This window comes from Olsenella absiana (assembly GCF_036408855.1).
Classification (GTDB): Bacteria; Actinomycetota; Coriobacteriia; order Coriobacteriales; family Atopobiaceae; genus Olsenella_K; species Olsenella_K absiana.
This window is the reverse complement of record NZ_JAZGJQ010000012.1, coordinates 31,841-58,413: the sequence shown is the minus strand read 5'-3', so window position 1 is coordinate 58,413 and position 26,573 is coordinate 31,841. Positions and strand designations below refer to the sequence as shown.

Here is a 26,573-nt window from a genome sequence, read left to right as displayed (position 1 = left end):
CTCCGACGCCAGGCCACTTGTGGCGCCCCCATCGCCGGCATCGCTGGCGATGGGGGTTTCTCGTGCTCGAAGGGCACGTGCGCCTCGCGTACGCCGCCTCCCGCACGGCGCCTCTCGCACTATGCGTCCCAAGCGGGGTATCCTCTCGTCCATAGGTCGCCCGCGAGAGCGGGCACGAAGAGAAGGAGTGTCACATGAGCAAGACCGCCATCGTCACCGACAAGGCTCCCAAGGCGCTCGGCCCCTACTCCGCGGGCGTCGTCTCCAACGGCTCGATCAACGTCTCGGGCCAGCTGGGCATCGACCCCGCCACCGGCAAGCTCGCCGGCGAGGACATCCAGAGCCAGACCCGCCAGAGCCTGACCAACCTGAGGAACATCCTCGAGGCCGCGGGCGCCTCCATGGGCGACGTGGTCGAGACCACCGTCCTTCTCGCCGACATCAGCGAGTTCGGTGCCATGAACGAGGTGTACGCCGAGTTCTTCGAGGCCCCGTACCCCGCGCGCGCCGCCTTCCAGGTGGCCGCGCTCCCCGGCGGCGGCAGGGTGGAGATCAAGGCCGTCGCAAGGGTGTAGCCTGCCGGCCAACGGGCTCACGACGCGCGGGCGCCGCCGGCAGGCTCCGGCGGCGCCCGTCCTTGTCTGCGCGCGAGGCCGCTGGCGGCTGGTCCCGTCCTTCTCTACGTGCGAGGCCGGCTGGGCCCCGACCTGCTCGTCCAGGGCCTCCGTTCCTCGTCCCAAAGGGCGACCCCCGGCCGAGCCGCGCTCGTCCGGGGGTCAAGGGCTGGGAAGGCCCGGGGGATGGGGAAGGGCTTGGGGCGTGGGCCTACTGGACCGACGTGGTGTTGGCCTGGATGGTGCTGATGGCGTTGACGGTCTCTGCGATGTCGGCCTGGGCGAGGATGGCCTTGCCGAGCTCGTTGCCCATGTCGATGGTGATGGTGCCGTCATCGTTCTTGGCGACGCCGAAGGTGAGGGTGTTGCCGGAGAGCTCGTCGGTGATGGTGACGAGGTTCTCGCCGTTCTGCTGCGTCACGGTGGCGGGGCCCATGAAGCTCACGTTAGCCATGTTGTCGGCGTCGAGGAAGAAGATGCCGGTCTTGGAGCCGTCGTCGTTGCCCACGTAGTAGACGGTCTCGCCGGCCTCGGAGGCGCCCATGTAGGCCTCGGTGATCTCGCTCGTGGAGATGGAGTAGCTCTGGGTGCTGGAGGCGCTGCTCGAGGAGCTGCTCGAGGAGCTGCTCGTGGAGCTGCCGGAGGAGCCGTCGGTGGTCGTGGACGTGCTCGACGTGGTGTTGTCCGCGGCGGCCTCGGTCGCGGTGCCCTCGGAGTCAGAGGAGCTGGAGCCACCGCAAGCCGTGAGGGCGACAGGGGAGACGGCCAGTGCGAGGGCGAGGCCGACGGTGACGATGCGGTTCCTGTTGAGCATTGTGATTCCTTTCTCTCAGGGGATCTGATCGGCTGGGCTTGCCTTTGGCGTGCCCTAACTTCTGAAAGGAATCCTACGGAACGGCGGCTGCGGCCACATCATTCCAAAGTATGAGACGCGTGGGCCACGTGGAAGATCGGTGGAGAGGCAGGGGGACGCGAGGCGCGGGGAGGCCCCCCGCCTCGCGTCTCACACGAGGTGAAGGCGGCGGGCTTCGCTGGCGGCCTGCGAGCGACGGCTCACGTCGAGCTTCGCGAGGATGTGGCTCACGTGCGTCTTCACCGTGGGGAGCTTGATGCTCAAGATCTCGCCGATCTCCGCGTTGCTCTTGTCGCGGCAGATGAGGCGCAGCACCTGGAGCTCCGTGTCGGTGAGGGGCTCGGTCGGGCCCGAGGGCCCCGCCATGAAGTTGGGGTAGAACGTCGCCTGCACGCGCGCGGCCTTGATGAGGCGCGACACCTGTCCGGGGTCTGCGCCCATCTCCTCGGCCTGCCTCTGGGTCTCCATGAGGAGCGGCAGCACGGCGGCCCCGTAGGTCGAGATGGTGCGTACGTAGCCAAAGCGCTTGGCCATGTTGAGTGCCCGGACCATCCACACCTTCCAGTCGCCCTTGTTGCTTCGCCAGGTGGCGATGGCGGCCAGGACGCAGTAGTTGATGAAGTCGATGAAGATGTCGCGGGACTGCACGTACTCGCTGAGCGTGGACATGAGGCGCAGAGCCTCGTCGTAGCGGCACTCCGAGATGAGCACCTGGCTCACGGTCTTGTAGATGTAGCGGTTCAGGAAGTCGAGGGGCTTCGAGAGGTCGGGCTCGTTATCCTCGAGCCATGCGTGCGCGCGTTCCGTCTGGTCCAAGCGCAGCCAGATGCGGCAGCACATGGCATCGAGGTTCGCGATGATGCGCCTGCACTCGCGCGGGCTTGTCTGCGAAAGGTGCCTGCGCTGGAGGTCGAGAAGGGAGAGCGCCTGGCGCGCGTCGCCCTTGTCGACGAGGTTCCTGCACTCGATGCCCGTGGCCGCGAACTCGATCGAGGGGTCGCCGCCGCGCCTGATCTTGGGGAGGACGGCGTTGACCTTGGAGATGTACGGCGTGACGTCCTCGCCTTTCTCGAACCTGCTCTCGCACAGGGCCACCTCGGTGCAGCCTACGGCGAGCCTGCCGAGCGCCCGCCCGGCGAGCTTGCCGACGAGGATGCAGGTCCTCTCGTCCGCGGGGACCCAGGGGCTGAGGTCGCGCCCGCCGTTGATGATGCTGGGCATCGCGCTCGTCATGGACGGCGTGAGCTCGGGGTCGTTGCTGGCGTTGACCTTCGCGAGCGCGGCCACGGCGTCGGTGAGGCTGGCCAGCCGCCGGTGGGGCAGCGCGATGTCGAGGTATGCGAGGTTGGCGTTGGCGATCTTGCGCTCCTCGCGCGTGCGCTGGGGCGCCTTCGCGTAGTCCTCGAGCTCCGAGTACCAGCGCTCGGAGCCGATGGTGTCCATGAGCATGGAGTCCAGGAGGCTCATGATGCGCATGAGCCTGGGGGACGTGCGCACGATGTCCTCGGGCAAGGCGTGATAGTAGTGCTCGAGCTCACAATAGCTGCCGTTTCCGGGGTTGAGCTTTGCGTGTTCCTCCAGGATGGCGAGCATGCGCTTGTTGTTCTTCGTGCGCGAGCACAGCTCGAGGGCCCTGATGTAGCTCCCGTGCGTCACGTAGTAGTCGACTGCGTGGTCGATGACGGAGTGGTACGAGGCGTCGTCGTGACTGTGCGCGCGCTCCCACTCGAAGAACGCCCTCACGCCCGGGTTCACCACCCAGGCGTCGCCGTCGGGGGTGACGAAGCAGGTGGTGTGCCGGAGCACGTCGAGGAGCTCCTTGCCGTCCTCCTCACCGAGCACCCCCATGACCACGTCCTTGTCGATGCGGTCGAAGAAGGGGACGAGCATCAGGAGGTCTTGCACCCTGGGGCTGAAGCGCCGCTTGAACTCCGCGTCGAAGTAGCGCATCACCTCGTCGAAGAGGCTGCTCTCCCAGGCGTCGCCGTCGCCGCGCAGCATGTGGGCGACGGCGAGCGCTATCGCCATGGGGTAGTGCGACGTCGCGGCGGCGACCCTGTCGATGAGCTCGGGCGCGGCCGCGAGGTTGTTCGCGGCGAGGAGGTGCGCGATGTCGGTGTCCGAGAAGTACAGGTCCTCGGAGGTCACCACGAGAACCTCGCCCTTTGCGAAGAACGGGGTGAGCCATCCGGGCATGGGCGCGCGGGACGTGAAGACGAAGCGCGTGCCGTCGCACTGCGCGATGACCGACGCGAGCCTCGACCCCGCCTCGGTCGAGAGGCCGTCGTGAATGTTGTCCAGCAGGACGGCGTCGTACCTGCTGGCGTCTCGGGTGGTCACGCGCTCGGTGACGTCGTCCTTCTCGGCGTCGACCTCGAGGGTGTCCTGGCCGCGGAGCATGCGGCGGGCGAACTCCGTCTTGCCGAAGCCCAAAGGCGCGCAGATGAACGCCAGGCGCGTGCAGCTCCACTGCGCCCAGAGGTACTCGTCAAGCTCGAGGCCAACCATCCTTACCACGGTAAAACACCACCTATAGAGTCTGTGGCGCAGACTTACTCGCCACTGGTCTTGTGAGACGCGCGCCCTGCCCTCTCCCCGAGACGGCAAGTACCCGACCGCCGTCTATCAAAGATAGACCACGTCGGTCGGGTACGGAGCGAAGGATATCGATTCTTAGTCTTCGGCAGCTGCCGGAGGCCCGGTGTTAGAGGTCGAGCGCCTCGAGCTCTGAGGCCGTGGCCTCGACGAGCTTCTCGATCTTCTTGGCGTTCTTGCCCATGATCGAGCCAACGGAGAAGAGCCCACCGGTCACGGCGTCGAACGCGGCGTTGATGGCCTGGTCGCCTACGCCCACGACCTGGTTCTTCTGGATGATGATCTTGTTCTTGCCCTGGAGCATGACCCAGATCTGGTTCTGGCGGTCGAGGGGCGGGAACACGATCACGTCGGCGAAGCCGTTCTTCACGAGCTCCGGCTTGCCTGCGGTGAAGTCGACGTCCTTGATACGGTCGAAGAGCTGCTGGTAGTTCTCGAAGCTCTCGTTGGTCTTGACGGTCTTGAGCTTGAATCCGAATGCCATGAGGACCTCCTGTCCACTGTGGTCGCGAAGGCGGCGCCCTGCCCCGCCCGGTTGAGCGCAGTTTGCCGCGAGGGACGGCGCATGTCCTCATACCAAAGTATGAGGTGCCGCCCGCAGCGCGCGATCGACCTGCGGCGCCTGGCCCTCATACTTTGGTATGAGGTGCGACGCTTCCGGCCTTCCTAGAATCACGGCGACGCACGGAACACCCGCCTTCGACCTGAGAGGACTGGTCATGGAAGCAATCTCGATGAAGTGCCCGAACTGCATGGGTGACGTCGTTCCGTTTGGCAACGGCGTCTATGGTCGCTGCACCAGCTGCGACAGCGTCTTCAAGCTCAAGGACGGCGAGGCAGGCCCCGCCGCCGGCTCCGAGGACTATGACGACGGCGACGACGAGGACGAGGAGGAGGTCTTCGACTTCGAGCAGTTCTTCCAGGACGCCTACGACGAGTACGTCGAGGACGAGTCCGACCTGTCCGACGCGTACTTCGCCGAGCGCCTCGAGGACAACCGCTCCAAGGTCAGGGCCGCCGTCGAGCACTTCGGCATCGACGACGACGACGCCGACGAGGTCTACTGCGTCGTCGACACCACGATCTTCGGCAGCTGCAAGGTGGGCTTCGCCGTGACTGTCTCTGGCGTCTACCTGGTCGACGAGGACGGGGACTCGGCGTTCATCGACTGGGACGACTACGACGAGTGCAGGATCGAGCGCGACGGAGGCAAGGTCATCATCGGCGGCCACCCCTTCATCATGTCCAACGACGAGGCCAAGATCATGGCCCGCGTGATGCGCGACCTGCAGGAGTAGCGCGGGGCGCCACGAGTAAGGAGGCTTTCCCATGGCACTCATTAAGGCGGCCCTTGGTGCCCTCACGGGCAACCTCGCCGACCAGTGGAAGGAAATGATCTACTGCGAGTCGCTCGACGCGGACGTCCTGTGCGCCAAGGGTCAGAAGCGCGTGGGGTCCCGCAGCTCCAACACCAAGGGCGACGACAACGTCATCTCGAACGGCTCGATCGTCGTAGTCAACGACGGCCAGTGCATGGTCATCGTCGAGCAGGGCAAGGTCGTGGACTTATGCGCCGAGGCGGGCGAGTTCACCTACGACTCCAAGGCCGCCCCCTCCGTCTTTGCGGGCAATCTCGGCTCGAGCATCGTCGATACGTTCAAGAACATCGGCAAGCGCTTCACCTTTGGTGGCGACACTGGTCTTGACCAGCGCGTGTACTACTTCAATACCAAAGAGATCATGGGCAACCGCTATGGCACCCCAACGCCGGTGCCCTTCCGCGTGGTGGACAACAACATCGGCCTCGACATGGACATTGCCGTGCGCTGCAACGGCGAGTTCTCGTTCAAGCTCGCCGATCCGCTGCTGTTCTACCAGAACGTATGCGGCAACGTCGAGGACGAGTACACGCGCGACCAGATTGCCTCTCAGCTGAGAAGCGAGCTGCTCACGGCACTGCAGCCGGCGTTCGCGCGCATCTCCGAGATGGGCGTGCGGTACTCGGCCGTGCCCGCCCACACCGAGGAGGTCTCCGCGGCGCTTTCGGACATCCTCTCGAAGAAGTGGCGCGAGACCCGCGGCATCCAGATCGTGGCCTTCGGCGTCAACGCCATTGCGGCAGACCCCGAGGACGAGAAGGCCATCAAGAACCTGCAGCGCACTGCGGTCATGCGTGACCCGCGCATGGCGGCCGCGAACCTTGCCTCGGCCCAGGGCGACGCTATGCGCACGGCGGCGGGCAACGACGCCGGCGCCTTCGTGGGCTTCGCCGGCATGAACATGGCCCAGATGGCGGGCGGCATGGGTGGCATGAACGCCCAGAACCTCTTCCAGATGGGCCCGGGCGGCTACCCCGGCGGCGGCTATCCGCAGGGCGGACAGGGCGGCTACCCAGGCGGCGGCTATCCGCAGGGTGGCGTGGCGAGCGCTTCCGTGGGTGCCGGCTCACCAGAGCCTGCGGCACAGCCCGGCGTTGCAGCCCACCAGGGCGCCGCCACTGCTGATGACGGGTGGACCTGTCCCGCATGCGGAACGACCAACAAGGGCAAGTTCTGCCAGGAGTGTGGTACGCCCAGGCCGCAGCCGGCGCCCCAACCGCGCTATCGCTGCGACAAGTGTGGGTGGGTGCCGGAAGACCAGACCCACCCGCCCAAGTTCTGCCCCGAGTGCGGCGATCGCTTCGATGATAACGACGTCGAGTAGCACGCCAAGCTCCTCGTAGCCGGAGTTGCAAAGACCCATAGCACCGCCCTCCAAGCCCCTTCCACAGGGGGGCGGTGCTTCCTGTGCCCGCATGGGCCGCCGAGGAGACCCGCATCACGCTCCCGCATGATGCCCGGCTTTTGGCACCTAAGCAGCCCGTCTTCAGGCGCGCCAAGTAATTTTTCGCCTCACTGCTGCCAGTCATACTTCGGTATGACGCATCGGCAATCGCAACTCCATAACATCCCTGAAAGCGAAGGGCAACGGGCCCTCGCCGTGATAACTCGCAAAGGAGAGATCAATGGATCAGAACAGCAGCAGCAAGCCTACCGGCAGCAGCGTACTGCGCGTGGCCTCGATCATCATGATCGTGTTTGCCGTCATCAACCTCGTGGTTGGCCTGCTCATGATGATGGGCGTCTTCTTCGCCTCGGCGGATGACATGGTGGGCGTCGCGGCCGGCGTCGCGGCGGTCATCGGCGTCGTGGCGTTTATCGGCGGCCTCCTCAACCTCTTCGTGGGCGTCGTCGGCCTCAACGCGTCCAAGCGCAACGACAAGAACACCCTCGCCTTCGTGCTCGGCGTCGTCAGCGTCATCTACGGCATCTACGGCATCGTGAGCGCCATCAGCACCGGTGACGGTGGCTCCATCGCAAACGCGTTCGTCGGCATCATCCTGCCTGCGCTCTACCTCTACGGCGTCATCCAGACCAGGAAGGGCATCGCGTAGCGCAGGGGGACAAGGGCGCGCTCTTGTCCCCTGTCGCAAGGCGACGCGTCCGGACGAGGTACCGGCACCACGCATCCCCAGGAACGCGAGGAGAGAGGGAAGATGACGAGGAGCAGGACGTGGGGCATGCGCGGAGTGGCCGCACTCGCCCTGGCAGGCATCCTTTCCCTCTCGTGCCTGGGGCTTGCGGGGTGCTCGGACGACGAGACCGCGCCCGCAGTCGCGCCTGCGGGCATCCCGGGGGCGGACCTCGGCACGGCGGGCCTACGCGATTACTATGTGGACGTCGCCTCGGCAAGGAGCGCCACGGTGATGGTCTACATGTGCGGGTCGGACCTGGAGTCCGGTTACGGTGCGGCATCCGCCGACATCGAGGAGATGCTCGAGGCCGACCTCGGCGACAACGTGAACGTGGTCTTGGAGACGGGCGGTGCGTCCGAGTGGTCCTTCTCGCCTGAGGCCGACCCCTCCACGCGCCAGCGCTGGGACCTCGAGGACGGCGAGGCGAGCCTCGTCCAGGACGCCGGAGAGGGCACGATGCTCGACGAGGGTGAGGTCGCGGACTTCTGCTCGTGGGCGGCCGAGAAGTACCCCGCAGACCGCTACCTCCTCGTCTTCTGGGACCACGGCGGCGGCACCATCGGCGGTTTTGGCTACGACGAGAACTGCCCCGACGCCCCCGCCCTCACGCTCTCCCAGCTGCGCCGTGCCATCGAGGCGAGCGGCGTTACGTTCGATATGGTGGGCTTCGACGCCTGCCTCATGGCCACGGTCGAGTGCGCTTGGGCCATGGAGCCCGTGGCAGACTACCTCGTTGCCTCCGAGGAGGTCGAGCCTGGCGACGGCTGGTCGTGGACCGGCTTCCTCACTCAGCTGGGGTCTGATCCCTCCACCGCCACGACGGATCTTGGCAAGACCATCATCGATGACTTCTCGGCCCACTACGCGGAGACGGGCGAGGAGGGCACGACGCTCTCCCTCGTCGACCTGCGCGAGACGGGCCGTGTCTACGAGCGCCTGTCAACCTTCCTCGACGAGGCCGCCGATAGCATCAGGGCAGACAACGGGCTCTTCACGACCATATCTGGCGCCCGCTCCCGCGCGAGGTCCTATGCGGAGGGCTCTGTGGACCAGGTCGACCTCGTCGACATGGTCGGCCGCACGGGCTTCGAGGGGGCTGGCGACGTGTCCGAGGCGGTGGCGAGCTGCGTCAAGTATCGAAGCAACACGTCTTCGGGCTCCAACGGGCTTGCGATGTACTTCCCGTACTCCGAGGTCTCCCAGTACTCTGACGTGCGTCAGGTTCTTGAGGACATCGACTATACAGAGCCCGTCGCCTTCTACGACTACTTCCTGAGCGTCATGGGCAGCTCCCCCACGACGCCGGGACAGGGCCTCGTGAGCTCGTTGGCGAGCGCGCAGGTCGCCCAGAACCCGGACACGGCGGCAAGCGCGTCATCATCGAGTGACAGCTATGCAAACGGGTCCTTCTCGTCCGAGGGTTGGTTCGAGGACCTCGCTAGCGAGTTCTCCTACCAGGAGCTTCCCGACGAGCTTGAGCTTGCCTGGGACGGCTCCAACTGGGTTGTGGAGATGGATGACAACCTGTGGGATGCTTTCTCGGACTTCCAGATCACGGTCATGCAGAACTATGGCGACGGTTACCTCATGTTGGGCACCGACGATGCCTACCAGGTGACGGACGGCGGGGACATCGCGGTGGACTTTGACGGCGAGTGGCTCTCGATCGATGGCAGCCTCTTCTCGTTCTACTGTGACGCACCTGAGGAGACCGAGGGCGGCGAGGTTCGCTACTCCGGGACCATCCCGGCGATCCTCAACGGCGGGGAGCGGGTGGACCTGGTGGTGAGCTGGCCCACGGCGAGCGAGCGCGGCGATGGCGAGACCATCGGGTATGTCCAGGGCTTCCGCATGTCCGGGCAGAGCTACGTCCTCGGTCGTGGCCTGGGTCAGCTCAGTGTGGGTGACACGCTGACGCCGCTCTTCGACCACTTCGACTCGGAGGGCAACTGGGTGGGGACACTCCAAGGCGATTCCATCCGGGTGTCCGACCCGTCGGACGTCGAGGTGCGCTACGAGGACGCCGGCGATGCCGACGTGCTGTTCTGGGGTACGCTGACCACGGCCTATGGCTCCCAGGTCGACACCGAGGTCCTGACTACGCGCTAGCGCGTCTTCGGCGGAGGGTTGACGCGGGTTTGGCACGCCTGGCGCGTGTCCGGACGAGAGCTGCTAGGACAGCGATCGGACGTAGTCGCCGGCGTCCATGCGCTCTCGTACCAGCGGCTCGTCGTGGTAATGGCGGCAGAGGATGTAATATGCGTCCCCTAAGGCAGCCGGCCGGAACCACGGCAGCAATGCCCCCGGCATCGATGATGCCCTCGAGCAGGCGGGCGGCATCGGCATGGCAGGGGCGCCCCGCGCTGAGTTCAAGAGCGTGGCCACATCGGGAAGAAGACACTTCGTGAGGGGCGAGCTGGTCTCTGAGGGACGAGCTGGTCTCCTTCGCCTTGCCATGCCTGTCCCGCATGCGATACTTGAACCCTGGCGTATGAGTTGGGAGGCTTCCATCGTGCGCGTAATCGAGCACCTGCCCCTTGATACGGAGCGGCTCTACTTGCGCCGCTACACGCTTGCGGATGCGGCGGCCATCTACCGCATAAACTCCCGCGAGGAGGTCACGCGATACCTGCCATTTGGCCCGATGGCGTCCGAGGAGGACGCAAGAAGCCAGCTGGAGCGCTTCTTCCTTCCCGCCTACGAGCGGGCAGACGCGGGAGACGAAGGCCCTGGTGGCCTGCCGCTCGACTTCAAGCTGGCCGCCTGCCTCAAGGATGCCGGAGAGCTCGCGGGCATGGTCTTCGTGGAGACGTCTGACGGCTCGTGCGAGCTGGGTTACACGGTCGACCCCGGCTGGTGGGGGAGGGGCATCGCCACGGAGATGTGCCAGGGGGTGGTCGTGCTTGCTCGTAGGCTCGGCTTCGTCCGCCTTACCGCCATGGTCGATGTGCGGAACGTCGCGAGCGAGCGCGTGCTTGCCCACCTGGGAATGAAGCCTCGCCGCCTCGCCGGGGGTATCGGGCAGGGCGGCGAGGAGACCGGGTGCCGTGCGTGGGAGCTGGAGCTCTAGCCCAGTGGCGGAACGGCCCCCGGCCGGTGGGGCACGTCGCCACACAACGGCGATCGGTGACGCGTCGGGTGCGGCTGCGCGGGCCGGGCGGAGGGCACGGTTACGCACACGCGGGTTGGGCGGAAGGCGCGGCCATGCACGGGCAGGGCGGAAGCCGCGGCCGTGCACGGTAGCGCGCGGGTGCGGTTACGCACGGCTGCGCGTTTGGCTCCACGCCAACTGGGCCTTTCTCTTCTCCACTCGCAGCCGTGCGTAATTTCGCGCCCACACCGCCGCCGGGAGGGGCCGCCGTCCGGAGGGCACCGCCGGGCGCGCCTAGGGCCTCAGCTCGACCCACTGGCGCGCGTCGAACCCGCGCTTGCGCAGGGCGCTGCTGAGGTAGTCGATGCGGGTGGGCGTGACCTCGATCAGGTGAAGCCGCGTGCGCATGCGCTCAAGTACCGCGCCGGAGAAGCCCCTCGCCTTAGCCGCCCGCTCGTACTCCTCGCCCGTGGGGTCGACTATCTCTGCGATGCCTGTGACCTGCACGCTCTCGAGCTTCCCAAACTCATACGAGGGGTTGAAGACCGCAAGGCACACGTTGCGACTCTCTTTGAGCGCGTGGAACTTGAGGCCGCCCTCGGAGAAGATCCAGAACCTTCCGTCCCGGTAGGCGTACTCGAGCGGGGTGCAGCGCACGAGGTCGCTCGATGCCGTTGCCAGGGCGCAGACGCCGCGCGTGCCGAGAAACGCGTCGATTGCCTGTTGCAGCTCCTCCCGGGGCATGCGGGCAGAGGTGGCCTCCTTCTCGGTCCAGTAGCGCGCCGCCTCGTCGAACTCATCTGGTGTCATAGTCAGTCCTTCCCGTGGGAACCAAGGGCCATGTTGTTCTGCACCGTGAAGCTCACCACATAGAGCAGACACTCAACCAAGACCTTCATCACCAGCGCTGGGCCGCCCAGAACATCAACGAGCAGGTGCATGAGGGCGCTGTTCACGGTCACGAGTGCCGCGGAGAGAACCACGTACCGCCAGAACGTGTAGTGCTTGCCGGGGTTGTCGAACGCCCAGTGCCTGTTCATGAGGTAGTTGTACGTGGCGCTGATGGCGCGTGCGAAAAACGTCGCCGCCACCGTCGAAAAACCGCCGCCGTAGAAGAATGCAGAGAACAGCGAGTAGTCAATCACAAACGAGGTAAGCGAGACGACAAGGAACTTGGGCATGCTGCTAAAAAGGACCCTGTAGACGCGAGCCCCATCCCTTATCGCGCTGAAGTGGCTTCCAGAGTTGTTCTCGAAGTACACCGTGGGAATGGGCACCTCTCGGATGCCGCTAAACAGTGCACCCGCATGCACAAGCATGTTCATCTCATACTCGTAGCGATCGCCAGCAAGCGACAGCAGCTGGTCGATATGGTCGAGGGGAACCCCGCGCAGGCCAGTCTGCGTGTCCGTGAGGTGCACGTTGTAGAGCATGCCAAAGAGCGTGCGGGTGAGCGTGTTCCCAAGGCGAGACCTTCTCGGCATTTGCCGTACGTCACGAACGCCCAGTACCAGGCACCCCGGGTTGTCCTCCGCACAGTGCGCCACGCCAAGAATGGCGTCTCGGGTGTGCTGGCCGTCGGAATCGGCGGTCACGGCAAGCGAGAAGCCCTTGCGCCAAGCCCAGCGCAGCCCTTCCTTAAGCGCCGCGCCCTTGCCCCGATTGCGCTCGAAGTGGATTATGGGGACGCCGCATGCCTCTACCTGGGAGAAGACCTGGTCGCAGCCTTCGCTCCCGTCATCGACCACCACAACGGGCAGGGAGGGCCCCGCGCCCGCGCCTACCGCGCCGTCTGAGCCCTGACCGCTCCCGTGGAGCTGGCCGACAAGCGTTACGAGCCGTTCATCGGGCTGGTATGCCGGGATGACCACGCAGAAGGCGTGCCCGCTGGAATCAGGCAAGCTCATTGCCGGGCTCCTTAGCGTGACGGTGACCCCGCGAGAACGCCACAAGGCCGGCAACGCCCAGAGCGGACACGGCGACGCCCTGCCAGAGGTAGGGGTAGGCAAGCGGCAGCCTCGTGGTGCCACCGTCGACCACGGTGAGATGGAAGTCATCGCGTGCCCCCGGCACGTCGTCGAACAGGTCGTGGTACGCGAGCGTGGTGTTCACATTGTCCTCGGGCGAGGTCACGGTGATGGCGTTGGGACCGTAGCTCAGCGCGAGCGGCACGAGCTCGCGCTCCGGCAGCTCGCCGGAATCGAGGTCCATTGCCTGGGAGAGCAGGCCTCCCACACTCTCATCGTGTGTGAGCGAGTAGTAGTACGTGAGGTTGAACCCCACAAAGACGATGTTGTCACTGCCTGCGGTCCCCATGAAGTCGACGTGCGTGCCATCTCCAAGGTCTGCATAGCCCCAGGGGTCGTCCAGCCCCTCGAGGTAGACCGTGTTCCAGGTGGTCATGTCTGATGGGAACAGATCGGTGTCCAGGATCCCGTCCTTGGTGTGAAGGTCCGGGTAGCCGTTGTTGAACCTTACGGTGTTGCAGCGCACGCCCAGGAAGATGCGGTCGTGCGAGTTCTTGTTCTCGGGGATGCCATCGGCTGAGACAACCACGCGCACGCCGCTGTTGGCAAGCTGAAGGATCAGGTCTTCTGCCGCCTGCTGGTCGTCGTAGGTGAACCCCGTGAGGTAGATGACGTGATAGCGCGAGAGCTCGTCAAAGGTGTAGTGGTTGAGGTTGGGGTCTGCAGTCTGCTTGAAGGCGGGGTAGGAGAGGGCGATGGTGTCGGAGTTCTTCCCGATGGCTATGGCGGGGTACTGCGTCTTGACGCCAAACGTCTCGGGAGCCGCGCTCAGGTGGTAGAGGCGGTAGATCCCAGAGGTGTTCACCAGTTTGTAGCCGGTCTTCTCGGCGCATTCGTCGAGTTGCTCCACCATGTCGGGCTCCGGGTTCTCAACTACGTCGGTATTCATGAGCACGGTGTCAGCGCCCAGCTCCTTGGCGCGATCGAACATGTAGAGGAAGTCTCCCTCGTTTGACGCGCGGTTGAGCAGGAGGATGTTCCGCGAGGTGGTGCTGGCCTCCCAGCCCGCGCCAAAGACCTGGTTGGTGGTGCCGCCCAAGTTGGTGAGCACGTACGCGTCGATGACGCCCGATCCCTCTTGAAGAACGCACAGGCGCTGCGTGGTTATGCTCTTTGCCTCCTCGACCAGCGTTCCCTTCTGCTGTTGGCTCAGACGCTCGACGGGCTGTACGCCCGACCGATCGCCGTAGATGAGGCTCAGCGACGGAACGCAGTCAAGGACGATGAGCGCGCAGAAGGTCACGAGGATGGGTGTCTTGAGGCGCCTCCACTGCAGGAGAGAGATGAGGATGAGGCAGAGTGCAATCGAGATGAAGCGCATCATCCAGAGAAGCCCGCCGCCGGGGAGCGCGGCGAGAAAGGGCATGACTGCCGTCGAGGTGAGGACACAGGTAATCGCGGCGGTGATGAAGCCCGGAGCTGCTTTTCGATTGCTGAAGAGCGCGCCTGTGACTGCCAGCACAAAGCCGGGGAGCCCAATGTAGGGAACAAGGGTGGTCCGGAGCCGCTCGAGGGGGTTGAGAGAGACGCCCAGGCTCTGGAAGAAGCTCTTCATGGTGGTGGAGCTGTCGATGTTCGATATGCCGCCAAAGAGGGAGGGCACAAGCCAGACTCCCACCAGGAGAAACCCTAGAAGCATGGCGAGAACCGCGCGGAGGGCAACGCGCACGCGGCGGTTAACCAGGCAGTATATAAGTACGAACAGCAGTGTGGCCAGCGCGAGCATGCCGGCATACCCCAAGTGGCAGAGCACCATGAGCGAGAAGCACACAGAGATTCCCGCAAAGTTCACGCGCTTCTCGCCCCTGAGGAACGCCGCCACGTTGTAGGCGTACAGCGGGAGGAAGCACATGCTCAGGGCGCGGGGGACGTTCCCCTCGGCAAAGAGCTGGTAGAGGTTGTTGGGCAGGAAGAACCACACAAGGCCGAGAAAGGCGCCCAGCCACGGGCGATCCATCTTGTAGCCGATGTAGAGCCAGGGGATGCTGCTCCCCACGACGAGGATCCCAACAAACAGCAGGTAGCCTGCCCAGATGTCACCTTGGGCGATGGCCTGGCATGCGGCCATGAGGTAGGGGGCGAGCGGGGGCCAATAGCGCAGAATCTCGACCCCGTTGTACCAGGTAGGGTCGTAGCCCGGCCACCAGTTGCCCGCGCAGACGCTGCTGTAGACCAGCTCGGCGCGGTGGATGTGGTACATGGTGTCAGAGCCGGCGGGATAGGTGCCGCTGTTGTGGACGAGACAGACCACCACCACGGCCGCAAGAACGTAGACGGCAGTGGCGACAACCCCCAGGGCGATTCGCTTGCCCCTGAGGTGCTGGTCGTTCTTCTCGGCAGTTGTCTCTTCTCGTCCCGTCATTTGGCGCGTTCCTCGTCTGCGGCGAGCATCTCGTCTACGACGTCCCCCACGATGCGGTCGACGTCGGCGTCCGTCGGGCCACTGTTCGCTTGCCTGGGCCGAATGTCCACCGCATAGGTGCGCGCCGGGCTCTCGCTGCCCTCGACGCGCACGAGCGAGCCGCCGGCCTTCTCGATCACGGCATAGAAGTTCTTCGCAAACTCCTCGACAAGGTTCTCGAGCGTGGGCGAGACCACGTCGAACGGCGGCTCTTCGTTGAGCACCTTGTTCCGGTATGGCGCGAGACAGGCGTCGATGCCCTCCTCGAAGACGTTGAACCGCACGAAGCGCAACCCCGAGACCTTGATGGTGAGCGTGAACTCCCAGGTATGGGGATGCGTCTCTCCCACATAGCTGCCGTCGGTGAGGAAGTGGCGCGCGTTGAGGTAGAACTTGAGAATGTACGAGCGGTCGTACTCCAGGCTGTTAGTCTCCATCGTGGGAATCCCTTCCGGATTCGTCTGCGTTCGCAAGAAAGCCGTTGAGTGACTCGGCAGCAACGATATGGGCATCGCCCTGAAGAAGCGGGTTGACCGCCTCAACGGCGTCATTCGGCGTTCCGTGGGCAAAGAGGAGCGTGACCCCGCGATCACCCGCATCGTGGAACCGCAGGACGCCGCCCCCAAGGGACTGGTTGCAGCGCTCGAGCAGCTCGAGGGCCTCTTCGAGCGTGGTGCAACCAACCCGCAGAACGGCGCCCCCCTCAACGCCCCGGGCGCGCAGCCTCTCGGCAAAGCGCACCAAGAGCCCGGCGTTCCAGGCGCCCTCCCGCGCGCTGTAGAGGTCCATCATCCGGTCCCGTTCCGCCTGAAGAGCCAGCTTCTCGTTGAGACGGGCCACCTTGGTGCGCTCGCTGTCGCGCTCGCGACGGCGGCGGTCCACGCTGTTGGCGGTGACCATCATGCCCACGCAGAACAGGACGATCCCACATGCCCAGAGGGTGCCCATGCGCGCACGTGCGCCCAGGTAGGCGTTGTTTCCAAGGAGCACGTTGACGTTGGTGAGCAGGCAGAGCCGGTACTCGCTGCCGTCGTACTCAAAGAGGGTCCCACTGGCGAGGTACTCCTCGTTGCCAAGAAGGATTCGCTGGTGGATGATTTGGCCCTCGCTCAAGCCTTCGAGGAAGCTCCCGGCGTCTGCTGAGTCGAAGTACGTGTCGGCGCTCACGCCCTTGTAGCGGTTCGTCTCGGTCACGTCCTTCACGTAGAGCATGGTCTGCCCACGCGAGAACGCCCAGTAGCTGCCGGAGGAGTTGTGGAGCGTGCCCAGGATGTCGTTGATGATCTCGTCGGTGCTGCGGTCACCGTTGAGGTTGATCTCGTTGAGCACGATGCCAACGTAGGAGTCCTGCTGCCTGCCGTACGTCTCGACGATGCCGTTGTCGAGGTCGCGCATCTGGAGCCAGCCGAGCAGGGACAGCACGATGCAGATTGGCACCACGATGAGCGTGACGCGCCGCAGCGTGGCATGCGGGTTCTGCTCGGCTGACGTCTCCTTGTCCTTGTCGGCTGCGCTTTGCGAGGTAACGGAGGTGCTCACGACTCGTCTCCCTTTGCTTGTGAGGTCTGGGCGCTGGTGTTGAAGAACCCGTAGACGCGTTGGTAGGCGTCCTTGCCCGAGTCCAGGGTCGCCTTGAAGGCATGGCGAAACGCGCTCCACTCCTCGGCGAGGTCGCGCGTGTGCCACGCGGCCGAGGTGTTCACGGAGTTGATGATGCCGGCGACCCTAAAGAAGAAAACAAGCGTGTTGTAAAAGGGCAGCAACGCCACGACCCACCATTGGCGCAGGTAGAAGCGTCGCAGGGGAGGGTCCATACGCAGGAGCACCAGCACGCAGAGAAAGTAGAGGTAGGACTCCACAACATAGAGGGCAAAAATCATGAGCACGGAGAACAGGATGATCTGCGCCGAGACGTTCATTGCCATGAGGAAAAGCAGCGCCACGTACCAGATGAGGCGCGGGAATGCGAAGGTATGGTCAAAGACGAGCGTGTATACGTTGATGTCGGTGAAGGCGCGCCGTAGCTTGAGCTCGCTTTGGGGGAACAGGCGGGCAACCTCGAGCGTGCCGCGCTGCCAGCGCTGGCGTTGGGTGTAAAGCTCGTTCATGCCCGAGATGGGAGAGACGAAGAATATGGCATCGTCGCACATCTCGACGCGCTCGTGCTGGATGTAGCGCATCTGGAAGGTGAGGTCGGTATCTTCGCTTACCGTATCCGTCGTGTACATGTGGGACTTGAGGATTGCGGACTTCCTGAAGGCCGAGAAGGCACCGGAAAGCGTGTAGATGGCGTTGAGCTCCGAGGAGTAACTGCGGCCGGCGAGAAATGCTTGGGCATACTCGACAAACTCGAGCCTGCGCAGCAGATGCAGGCCGTGCGTGGGGGTTGTCTCGATCTCGGGCGGCCTCGTGAGTACGGCGCCTGTCATGCAGTTTGTCTCGGGATGATTCTCGAACTTTCTCACGAGGTTCATGAGGGCATTCGGCTCGAGGACTCCGTCGCTGTCGATGTTCACGATGTACTTGCCCTCGGCGTTGTAGAGCGCCATGTTGAGGGCCTTCGACTTGCCTTGGTCGGCGCTGAGCCACTGCATGCGCAGGGAGGGAAACCTGTCCTGGCAGCGCCCGAAGACCTCGAAGCTGTTGTCTGTGCTTCCGTTGTCAACGAGGAAGACGCGCAGCTGCTCGGCGGGATACGTGCCCGTGGCAATCGAGGCCAGGCACGCCTCGAGCGTCTCTGCCGAGTTGTACACCGGCACAATCAGCGAGACCTCGGGCCAGAGCGAGGGGTCGGGCGCGGGCTTGCGGTCGCGAAAGCGCCGCCGTGCCAACACGATGACCGAGGCGAAGGAAGGGACGATCTCGACGATGAGCGGGATGATGATCCATGCGGACCAGAAGACGAACGAGTTAAGAACGCTTTGAGGCGTCATAGCGCAGGCCACCAACCTTCATCTGAATGACGTCCGGCTTGGTGAACACGTAGAAGTACAAAAGGATGGTGATGGCGTAGAAGAAGAAGCGGCCAATATAGGTATGGGCCAGCGCAAACGCGTCCGGTCCAAAGAAGTGAACAATCTCGCAGATGATCACGATGCGCAGGGCGTTGCTCACGAGGAGGATGGCTGAGCCGAGGAGGCCCACGGCAACCTTCTCGTAGCGCGAGTAGACCGGATAGAAGACGAGAAGCGAGAGAAACGCCATGGTCTCGATGATGCCCGAGCACTCCATGTCGATCTGCATGGTGATGGAGGACGTGCCTGCGGGAACGTAGATGACCCCGTAGAAGAAGTACGCCTCGAAGGTGTGCGTGAGCGAACCCACGAGCCCGGCTATCGCCGTGACGCCTTGTGCCATGGGGAGTGTCGCCCAGGGGCGAACGAAGGCCATGGCGAGAAGGAAGAGGCCAACGGCGCCCACGACGAAGCGCCAGAACGCGAGGTTGGCCTTTCTCAGCACATGGACGACAAATGCCCAGACAGCGACGAGGACGACGAACAGGATGATGGTTCCTACCTGCATGTGGTCTCCGAAGCGGGGAGGTCCTTTTTACGCTTGGCGCGACGGCTGTTGGCGAGCAGCCCGCCCGCGACGGCGATGCCGGAGAGGCCCAGTCCCAGCCAGGGGCCGGTCGACGCGCCCGTGGTGGTGACGATTTGGTCTCCCAGACGGCCGAACCTCGCGCTGATGAACTGGTAGTTGTCCGGGCTGTCGTCTGCGGCCTTGCCGTGCTGGCTGCGGTAGTAGTTGTGCATCTTGGCGACGTTCTCCAGGTCGATCTTGTACTCCGCCTGGCACTTGTCGCCGTTGGCCGTGATCATCACGTGGCCGAGGACACCGCCCATCTCCTGGAAGGCAGCGTTGTCGATGTTGGTCATGCTGTTGGTATCGTAGGTACCGTGGGTCTCGACAATCGCGTACTCCCGTGTTGTACCGTCGGGCTGGTTGGCGAGGTCGGGGTTCCAGTCGATGTTGCCGTTCTCGTCCACGGCAATGATGCGCGGGGAGAGGTCGTTCTCGCCATTGACGTCGATGTCCTGCGTGGAGCTTGCCTTGCCCGTGAGGTCGATCGTGATTGCTTGGGTGAAGGCCGTGCCCTGCTGGCGCTGTTCGGCAATATGCGCCTGCATGGTGGTCTCGGCGTACATGTAGAGCGTTGAACCGTCTGCATGGAGTGCCGCGCTCGCGTCCTCGTTCTTGTCCTGCGTGCCTGCGGTGGCATACGAGATGGTTGTCACGGGATAGGAGTTCCAGTCGTCGTAGTTGCCGTCGTAGGTGATGCCCTGGAACGTGCCCGTGTTGCTCGGCTTGCCCTGGAGGTCGGTGACGTCCTTCACAAAGGGTTCGGACTGGTAGAGGCCAAAGCTGAGGGACTCGCTGTAGTAGTTGAGTGACTCGCGTGGGATGCGGATCTCCCACTCGGAGCCGACGTGCTTGGCCTCGGCGCCGGCGATGCCGCTAACCGTGCCATCTTGGTTGAGCTGGAAGACGTTCTCGCGTCCAAGGTCGCTGATGATCGAGTACTTCCCGTTTGCGTGCGTACCCGCGCCCGCCGCGCTTCCGCCCTGGCCCTCCTTGATGTAGATGTAGACGTCGCCGTCGAAGACCATGGCTACCTGCGAGAGAGCGTTGGGTTGGTCTGGGTTGGGATTCTTGACATCGGTCTTCGTGACGTATTTCCAGTCCTTGAACTTGCCGTCGACGGTGATCCCGTCGTAAGTCGCCGGCTCGTCGGGAGCGACGTAGTCGTTGCCGTCGAGCACCGGGATGTCTGCCAGGCTGACGGTCGTACCCAAGAACGAGATGGCGTCAGAGCCGGTAAGCATGCTGGCGGGGATCAGCGCCTCTGCCGTGAAGGGGCCGGCGGTGGTCCCGTTGGCCTCGTTGACGGAGGCGAACGACCCGCCGTTCCACTGCAGGTTCGCCAGCTGGGGGTTGTTGACGGTGGAACCGTCCCTCACGATGCCGACGTTGGTCCACTGGTAGTTGGAGTACCACTGGTTCTGGGCTGTGCCCTGGGCCAGGAGGTACACGTTGCCGCTCGCGTCGCGTGCGACCTTCCATGAGTCGATGCCGTTGGTGGTGGTGGTCGTTGCCTGCGCGGGCACGCCGCCCCAGTCCGCGTCCGAGCCGTCGACCGTGATGTTGCCGGTCACGGTGGGGCCGGTGGCCGCGGAGTCGGCGGTGGGGGCGGCAGGCGCTGGGGCCGCGGGCGCGAGGGCGGGCGATGCCTTTGCGGCGGCCGCGCCGCCGGCCGCAGCCTCGGCGGAGGCGGCGTCGCCGGTCCCGGCGGCGGAGGAGTCGGCCTTGGAGCCGCTTGCCTCGGCGGAGGCACCGCTGGCCGCGGCTCCGTTTGCCTCGTCGGCGGAGGCGTTGCCCCCTGCTTCGCTGGTGGCGTCCGCTCCCTCGGCCTCGCTCGTGCCGGCCGCAGCATCGGCGACGTCCGACGTCCCGGCCGCGCTTCCTTCCGCGGCCACTGCTGCCGCCTGGGCGTACTGGACCGGCATCCATGTCGCCATGGACGCCGAGAGCGAGATGACGAGCCCTGCCCTGAGGACCCCCGCAACCCTGCTCTGCTTCTTCATCCCTTGCACGACGCTTCCCGGTGGAGCCTACCGCCTGTCATCCGCCCGATGCAGGGGTAACGCCCTGGCCGAGGGACAGGTGGCTTCCATGGCCTTACTCTCTGTGGTCTCGTTCGTCAATACCTTACCACTGTTTATGTGCAGACAGGTTTGTTTATGCATCGATGATGGATAAGTACACACGGCTGGAGGGCACGGTGAGAGCGGAGGCGTGCAGGGCGCGATGGCTTGTGGCGCCCACCTCTGTGGTACAAAGTGTAAACATGGGACCGGCCGCCGGATTATCCGGCGGCCTCCATGCTATGAATGGGGAGACCGAAGCTCCCTCGCGCCTGCCGGCGCGGGGTATCAAGGAGGAGGAAAGCATGCACATCGCAACGAACGCACTCTCCGGGGAGGCAGCCCTCTCCACTACCGTCATCAGCGCCCCCTCGGCGCGCGCGCTCGCGACCGGCGTCGCGGTCGCGGCTGCGGTCGCGCTGCCGCAGGTCGCGCACGTGTTCGGCGCCGCCGTCGGCCTCGGCCCGGCTGTCGGTCAGGTCCTGCTGCCGATGTTCCTCCCCGTGATGGCCGTGGGCCTGCTCGCCGGTCCGGCTGCCGGCCTCGTCGCCGGCGTCGTGGCGCCGGTCCTGAGCTCGCTGCTCACCGGAATGCCCGTCGCGCCGATGCCCCTCTTCGCGATGGTCCCGGAGGTCGCGGTCCTTGGCCTCGTCTGCGGCGCCCTCTCCACCAGGAGGCTGCTGTGGGTCGCGAAGGTCCTCGTCGCCCAGCTCGCCGGCCTTGCCGCCTACGCCGTCGCAGCGGGCCTGTTCGCCGCTGTGGCGACCGGCTTCGACGCCCAGGTCCTTCTCGGTACGGTTGCCAACGTGGCGAGGGTCGCGCTGCCCGGCTACGCGATCCAGTGGGTCGCGCTGCCTGCGCTGATGGCCGCCGTCACGCGCGCCGAGTCCGCGCGCAGCGGGCGCTAGCATGGCCGCGCGGCAGGGCGGCGCGGTGGGCGGCTCGGTGGCCCGTGCGGCCGCCGGTCCGGCCGACGACCTCGCGCGCGCCCGCGAGCTGCTCGACGCAGACGGGCGCACCGTCGTAGCCGTCAGGGGCGACGACGTGCTCGCGAGCGAGGAGCGGGGGGTGCGCCCCCTGCTCTGGTGGGTCTCCGCGGGCACGAGCCTCGAGGGCTTCTCCGTGGCGGACAAGGTCGTGGGCAAGGCGCCCGCCCTGCTGTACTGCCTCCTCCGGCCGCGGGCGGTGTCCGCCCCGGTGATGAGCTCCGCCGCCAGGACCGTGCTCGAGGCGCACGGGATCGGGGCTGCGTGCGAGGTCGAGGTCGACCGGATCCTGAACGCGTCGAAGACCGGCCAGTGCCCGATCGACGCCTCCGTCACGGACGTGTCCGACCCCGAGGAGGGCCTGGCCGCGATTCGGGCTCGACTCCGGGAGCTCGCCGCGGCGCGGGCTGCCGCCGGCGGGACACCTGCCAGCGGCACGGCGTCGGCCGGTGGAGCCGCCTAGGTAGGCGGGTGTGGAGCCTGTCTCCTCCGCAAGCGCACGCCGGCGCTACCGTTGGCGGAGGATGAGCGGCTTTAGCAGAATAATTATAAAGTTATAACTATACTGAATGACACATATCTTGGGCAATCCCCCGCACAGGGTACTCGACCTGTGCGGGGGTTGCGCTGTCGTGGCGTTCATCGCTTGCCGGCTCGGCTGCGTCCGGTTCGAGTGACAACCGCGCCCGGCCAGGTCGCACCTGGCCCGCGACACCTACGGACAAGGAGAAGAACATGCAAGAAAGAGCCGAAAGGCGGCGCTCGCGGACTGTGCGTCCGACGCCGGCGTGCCCGCCGTCCGTGCGTCCGCCCCGCCCGCGCCCCGGGGTCCTCGCGGTAGCTGTGGTCCTGCTCGTGGCAGTGATCCTCGCGACCGCCGCGATCCTCTCGCCCGCCGCGCCCGCCCTCGCGGAGCCCTCCACGACTACCGGGTCCGCCACGGCAGCCAAGCCGACCGGCGGCGACGTCATCTACTGGAGCGACGCAGGCGACGACGCCAACCCCGGACTGGACTCCTCGGCACCGGTCAGGACCTGGGACAGGGTGAGCGAGCTGCTGCGCGAGAACACGGGCGTCGACAGGGTCGCGCTCACCGGGACCGTGACCCTGGAGAGCACGGAGGTCGATCCCCCTCGCCAGCTGACCATCACGAGGGCGGATGGCAACAAGCAGTTCAACATGTTCTGGGTGGCCGACGGTGCGACCGTCTCCTTCGACGACGTCACGATCGACGGAGGGGTGGTGGGTGACGCGGCCACGTACGAGCCGGGCTCGAGCGGCGGCTTCATCATCGTCCAGGGCGCGCGCTCCACGGTAACCCTGGGTGGCTCCTGCGTCCTCGAGAACAATGGCAACAGCGCGGTGGTCCTGAACGGCGACGGTGCGACGCTCGACGTCGAGGGCGCCACCTTCAGAAACAACGTCGCCATCTTCGGAGGGGCCATCGCCGCCTCCTACGAGTCCACCGTGAACGTGGACGCCGGGACCTTCGAGGGCAACCGGGGCGGCAGCATGGGTGGTGCCATCATGCTGAGCGGCGGCACCGGCGCGCAGGGCGAGTCCGCGCACCAGACCCTGAACGTCACGGGCAGGGCTGGCGCCGTGACGTTTGCGGACAACGCCTCCAAGGACGGGGGCGGCGCCATCTGCCTGAACGTCGGCACGAGCGCCGACATCAGGAGCGCCACCTTCAGGAACAACAATGCCATGCTCGGCGGTGCCATCTACGTGGCCGGCAACGTAGACACCAGCAGGGGGAGGGGCACGCTCACGATGGGCTCGACCCTCATCACCGGCAACAGCGCCTCCTCGGAGAGCGACGGCGACCCCGAAGGCTACCTCGCCGGGGGAGGAATCTACAGCTGCCCCACGAGCGAGCTCAGCCTCGACGTCGACGAGGGATACAAGATCTTCGGCAACACCGCGAGCGACATCGCCATCGACGGGGACTCGCAGCCGTTCTGGGGAAGCGAGCTCTACGGCGCCGCGCCGAGCTTCCGCATCAGCTCGCGCGCGGCTGACGGCACGGACAGCGCATGGGAGAAGGTCATGGGCGCCGCGAGCGACGTCTCCGCGTACCTCGACTCCGAGGTGACCCTGCAGCCGGACGGCGGCGACCGCATCGCGCTCAGGAGCGGAAACGAGGGCGGCGTGACCGACCCCTCCGCCTACGATGTGGTCTTGACCGGAAACAGCGCAGAGGTCGGCGGCGCCATCGCCAACAACGGAACGTTGAGCATCGGCAGCGCGGGCAAGGACGTGTCCGTCACGAAGGTCTGGGACGACGCCGGGAAGTCCGATGCGCGCCCGGCCTACGTCACGCTCCGGCTCTACGCCGACGACGCGGCGGAGCCGCTCGCGACGGTGCGCATCGGCACCGAGGCGGACGCGAGCGCCGGCGTGGTCGCGGCGGACGTGCGCGAGGACGGCAGCTGGGGATACGTCTTCGAGAACCTGCCCACCAAGACGCCCGCCGGACGCAAGATCACCTACCGCGTGGAGGAGGACCAGGCCGCGGGCTACCTCGCACCCGTCGTGACGGGCGACCAGGCCTCCGGCTTCACGGTCACGAACAAGGTCGAGCCAGAGGGCGGCAACCCTGGCGAGCCCGGTGGCGGTAACCCTGACGAGCCCGGCGGCGGCAACCCTGGCGAGCCCGGCGGCGGCAACCCTGGCGGAGGCTCCGGTGCCCCGACCCGGACGAAGGCGACGCCTGCCCAGCCCGGCGGCCTGCCCGACACGAGTGACCCGACGTCCCGCTCGGCCGCCCTCGCCCTTGCTGCGCTCGGGTTCGTGACTGCGGGGACGTGCCTCGTCGTCCGGCGCAAGCTTGGATAAGGACGTGCGGCCGGCCGCGCGGCCGGCCGCCAGCGGGGTGGCCTAGACTAGCGAGTCCGCTGGCTGCGGGTCTGCTGTCCGCGAGTCCGTTGGCGGCCGAGCTTTCGCCCCCCCCGGTCGCCTCAGCTAATGCGCGGGGTTGTGAGCATTGCCGCGCGGGCGCCCAGTCCTTGGGCGCCCGCGCTCATATCTGTTCCTGCCCCTTATTTGCTATCTTTCGTGGCTCGTACGGCGTGGCTCTTGCAGTCAGCGGACCGTGCATTCGGCGGACCGTGAGAGGCCGTCCAAAGCTGATTCTCTAGAGCCCTTGTGCTCCCGGGTGTACGAGCAAATCGCTTTTTCTCGACAAAATCGGCCAATTTTGTCGAGAAAAGATTTTATGACTAGTGATCATAATTCGTTTTGCGAACAAAAATCGAAGATTTTGTTCGCAAAAAGCGATTTGCTCATGCGCCTACACACTATGAGCCGCTCTGTGTCATGGGCTAGATGTCATGGCGCGAATCCAGAGGGCTCATACGGCCTCTCAGCGCCTCGTCATCTCCGAGCGCGTGACCGTCTTCACAAGGGGGCCGCCGTCGTCTTGGCGCAGAGGTCGCCTTGGGCGTCGTCGAGACCTCGATTGCCGAAGGAGGTCTGGCCAATCCCTGCGCCGCGCCGACAAGCGCCGACAAGGCTGGTCAACCTCTCGTGCGACGTCGACAACCAATCGACATAATTACAATTTGACAAGTATCGATATAACGGATAGATTCTGCTGCGTCAGGTTCCATCAGGGTGCGACGCGAGGCTGGCACGGGGCTGGCTGCGACGTCGTCGAAGGGATGTGGTGCGGCGTGGGCGACAAGGGCGTGGGCGACAAGGGCGTGGGCGACAAGGGCGTGCTCGACGAGGGCGCGGTCCGCAGGGGCGCGACCGAAGGCGGCGCGATCAGCTTCTTCCAGCGCTACCTGACCGTATGGGTGCTCCTCTGCATGGTGGCGGGGGTGCTCCTGGGGCACTTCGTCCCTGCGGTGCCGGAGTTCCTCGGCAGGCTGCAGGTGGCGGGGATCTCCATCCCCATCGCGGTTCTCATCTGGGTCATGATCTACCCGATGATGATCAAGGTCGACTTCCAGAGCATCAGGAACGTGGGCAAGAACCCGCGCGGGCTCGTCGTCACCTGGGTCACCAACTGGGCGATAAAGCCGTTCACCATGTACGCCATCGCCTACCTCTTCCTCTTCGTGGTGTTCGGGCGCCTGATCTCGCCTGATCTGGCGACCCAGTACCTCGCCGGAGCGGTGCTGCTGGGCGCGGCTCCCTGCACGGCGATGGTCTTCGTCTGGAGCTCGCTGACGCACGGCAACCCCGCCTACACCGTGGTCCAGGTCGCCACCAACGACCTGATCATCCTCGTGCTCTTCGTGCCGATCGTGAAGTTCCTGCTCGGCGTCTCCAACGTGGCCGTGCCCTACGCGACGCTCTTCGTGAGCATCTTCCTCTTCGTGGTGATCCCGCTCGTGGGCGGCGTGCTCACCCGCGTGGGCGTCACCCGCTCCAAGGGCGCGGCCTACCTGGACGAGGTCTTCGTGCACAAGTTCGACAACGCCACCACGGTCGGCCTTCTCGCCACGCTGGTGATCATCTTCAGCTCGCAGGCGGAGGTCATCCTGGACAACCCGCTGCACATCGTGCTCATCGCGGTGCCCCTCGTCATCCAGACCTTCCTGATCTTCTTCGTCGCCTATGGCGCGGCGAGGCTGGTGCGGCTTCCCTTCGACGTCGCCGCGCCCGCGGGCATGATCGGCGCCTCCAACTTCTTCGAGCTCGCGGTCGCCGTCGCGATCGCGCTCTTCGGCACGACGAGTCCGGCGGCGCTTGCCACCACGGTGGGCGTGCTCACGGAGGTTCCCGTGATGCTGACCCTCGTCAGGATCGCCAACCGGACGAAGGGCTGGTTCGCTCGGGAGTCCGCCTAGCAGCACGTTCGTGCTAGGCTCGTGCGAGCGTCACTTCTCCAGCACGGC

Annotated in this window: 21 protein-coding genes; 10 read left to right on the top strand and 11 right to left on the bottom strand. The window is 65.4% G+C overall.

Going from position 1 to position 26,573, the window contains the following annotated elements:
• Window positions 1–194: 194 nt before the first annotated feature.
• Entirely contained in the window at window positions 195–575 is a 381-nt protein-coding gene (locus VXJ25_RS08865; RefSeq protein ID WP_330958855.1) for a Rid family detoxifying hydrolase, read from the top strand.
• A 250-nt stretch (window positions 576–825) separates the two neighbouring features.
• On the opposite strand, the gene VXJ25_RS08860 is transcribed toward VXJ25_RS08865, so the two are convergent.
• The 3 genes from VXJ25_RS08860 to VXJ25_RS08850 form a co-directional block, all read right to left on the bottom strand.
• Window positions 826–1,428 (bottom strand): hypothetical protein, encoded by a 603-nt coding sequence (locus VXJ25_RS08860; RefSeq protein ID WP_330958854.1) that lies wholly within the window; start codon window positions 1,426–1,428, stop codon window positions 826–828.
• Window positions 1,429–1,617: 189 nt separating this feature from the next.
• Complete coding sequence (locus tag VXJ25_RS08855) at window positions 1,618–3,975, bottom strand: LuxR C-terminal-related transcriptional regulator (RefSeq protein WP_330958861.1); 2,358 nt, start codon at window positions 3,973–3,975, stop codon at window positions 1,618–1,620.
• 196 nt (window positions 3,976–4,171) lie between these two features.
• The gene (locus tag VXJ25_RS08850; RefSeq protein WP_330958853.1) at window positions 4,172–4,546 is read right to left on the bottom strand and encodes a hypothetical protein; all 375 of its coding nucleotides are present in this window, start codon (window positions 4,544–4,546) and stop codon (window positions 4,172–4,174) included.
• Window positions 4,547–4,781: 235 nt separating this feature from the next.
• Here VXJ25_RS08850 and VXJ25_RS08845 point away from each other — a divergent pair, with 235 nt between their 5' ends.
• From VXJ25_RS08845 to VXJ25_RS08825, 5 genes are all read left to right on the top strand, one after another.
• Entirely contained in the window at window positions 4,782–5,360 is a 579-nt protein-coding gene (locus tag VXJ25_RS08845) for a hypothetical protein (RefSeq protein WP_330958852.1), read from the top strand.
• 31 nt (window positions 5,361–5,391) lie between these two features.
• Window positions 5,392–6,765: an SPFH domain-containing protein gene (locus tag VXJ25_RS08840; RefSeq protein ID WP_330958851.1), complete on the top strand. Its 1,374-nt coding sequence runs from the start codon at window positions 5,392–5,394 to the stop codon at window positions 6,763–6,765.
• Window positions 6,766–7,066: 301 nt separating this feature from the next.
• A complete protein-coding gene (locus VXJ25_RS08835) occupies window positions 7,067–7,495 on the top strand; it encodes a hypothetical protein (protein ID WP_330958850.1) in 429 nt (142 codons plus the stop codon).
• Window positions 7,496–7,597: 102 nt separating this feature from the next.
• Complete coding sequence (locus VXJ25_RS08830) at window positions 7,598–9,685, top strand: clostripain-related cysteine peptidase (RefSeq protein WP_330958849.1); 2,088 nt, start codon at window positions 7,598–7,600, stop codon at window positions 9,683–9,685.
• A gap of 382 nt (window positions 9,686–10,067) precedes the next feature.
• Window positions 10,068–10,646, top strand: coding sequence for a GNAT family N-acetyltransferase (locus VXJ25_RS08825; RefSeq protein ID WP_330958848.1), 579 nt, complete (start codon window positions 10,068–10,070; stop codon window positions 10,644–10,646).
• Between the two features lie 315 nt (window positions 10,647–10,961).
• Here VXJ25_RS08825 and VXJ25_RS08820 read toward each other — a convergent pair whose 3' ends face one another.
• The 8 genes from VXJ25_RS08820 to VXJ25_RS08785 are packed head-to-tail and all read right to left on the bottom strand — an operon-like array spanning window position 10,962 to window position 20,680.
• Window positions 10,962–11,477 carry a pyridoxamine 5'-phosphate oxidase family protein gene (locus tag VXJ25_RS08820; RefSeq protein WP_330958847.1) on the bottom strand — a complete coding sequence of 172 codons (516 nt, stop codon included), beginning with the start codon at window positions 11,475–11,477 and terminating at the stop codon, window positions 10,962–10,964.
• Between the two features lie 2 nt (window positions 11,478–11,479).
• Window positions 11,480–12,574 carry a bifunctional glycosyltransferase family 2/GtrA family protein gene (locus VXJ25_RS08815; protein ID WP_330958846.1) on the bottom strand — a complete coding sequence of 365 codons (1,095 nt, stop codon included), beginning with the start codon at window positions 12,572–12,574 and terminating at the stop codon, window positions 11,480–11,482.
• Entirely contained in the window at window positions 12,561–15,056 is a 2,496-nt protein-coding gene (locus VXJ25_RS08810) for a 6-pyruvoyl-tetrahydropterin synthase-related protein (RefSeq protein WP_330958845.1), read from the bottom strand. Before VXJ25_RS08810 ends, VXJ25_RS08815 begins: the two co-directional genes overlap by 14 nt.
• A complete protein-coding gene (locus VXJ25_RS08805) occupies window positions 15,053–15,532 on the bottom strand; it encodes a 6-carboxytetrahydropterin synthase (protein WP_330958844.1) in 480 nt (159 codons plus the stop codon). Before VXJ25_RS08805 ends, VXJ25_RS08810 begins: the two co-directional genes overlap by 4 nt.
• Window positions 15,522–16,634: a hypothetical protein gene (locus VXJ25_RS08800; protein WP_330958843.1), complete on the bottom strand. Its 1,113-nt coding sequence runs from the start codon at window positions 16,632–16,634 to the stop codon at window positions 15,522–15,524. Before VXJ25_RS08800 ends, VXJ25_RS08805 begins: the two co-directional genes overlap by 11 nt.
• Window positions 16,631–18,028: a TIGR03111 family XrtG-associated glycosyltransferase gene (locus tag VXJ25_RS08795; RefSeq protein WP_330958842.1), complete on the bottom strand. Its 1,398-nt coding sequence runs from the start codon at window positions 18,026–18,028 to the stop codon at window positions 16,631–16,633. Before VXJ25_RS08795 ends, VXJ25_RS08800 begins: the two co-directional genes overlap by 4 nt.
• Window positions 18,006–18,617: an exosortase family protein XrtG gene (gene xrtG, locus VXJ25_RS08790; protein ID WP_330958841.1), complete on the bottom strand. Its 612-nt coding sequence runs from the start codon at window positions 18,615–18,617 to the stop codon at window positions 18,006–18,008. Before xrtG ends, VXJ25_RS08795 begins: the two co-directional genes overlap by 23 nt.
• Window positions 18,608–20,680, bottom strand: coding sequence for a Firmicu-CTERM sorting domain-containing protein (locus VXJ25_RS08785; protein ID WP_330958840.1), 2,073 nt, complete (start codon window positions 20,678–20,680; stop codon window positions 18,608–18,610). Before VXJ25_RS08785 ends, xrtG begins: the two co-directional genes overlap by 10 nt.
• 365 nt (window positions 20,681–21,045) lie before the next feature.
• Here VXJ25_RS08785 and VXJ25_RS08780 point away from each other — a divergent pair, with 365 nt between their 5' ends.
• The 4 genes from VXJ25_RS08780 (at window position 21,046) to arsB (ending at window position 26,525) form a co-directional block, all read left to right on the top strand.
• Window positions 21,046–21,648, top strand: a complete 603-nt coding sequence (locus tag VXJ25_RS08780) for a hypothetical protein (RefSeq protein WP_330958838.1) — start codon at window positions 21,046–21,048, stop codon at window positions 21,646–21,648.
• A gap of 1 nt (window position 21,649) precedes the next feature.
• Window positions 21,650–22,189: a DUF1893 domain-containing protein gene (locus VXJ25_RS08775; RefSeq protein WP_330958836.1), complete on the top strand. Its 540-nt coding sequence runs from the start codon at window positions 21,650–21,652 to the stop codon at window positions 22,187–22,189.
• A gap of 392 nt (window positions 22,190–22,581) precedes the next feature.
• Window positions 22,582–24,564, top strand: a complete 1,983-nt coding sequence (locus VXJ25_RS08770; protein ID WP_330958835.1) for a Cna B-type domain-containing protein — start codon at window positions 22,582–22,584, stop codon at window positions 24,562–24,564.
• 836 nt (window positions 24,565–25,400) lie between these two features.
• The gene (gene arsB / locus VXJ25_RS08765; protein WP_330958834.1) at window positions 25,401–26,525 is read left to right on the top strand and encodes an ACR3 family arsenite efflux transporter; all 1,125 of its coding nucleotides are present in this window, start codon (window positions 25,401–25,403) and stop codon (window positions 26,523–26,525) included.
• Window positions 26,526–26,573: the final 48 nt, after the last annotated feature.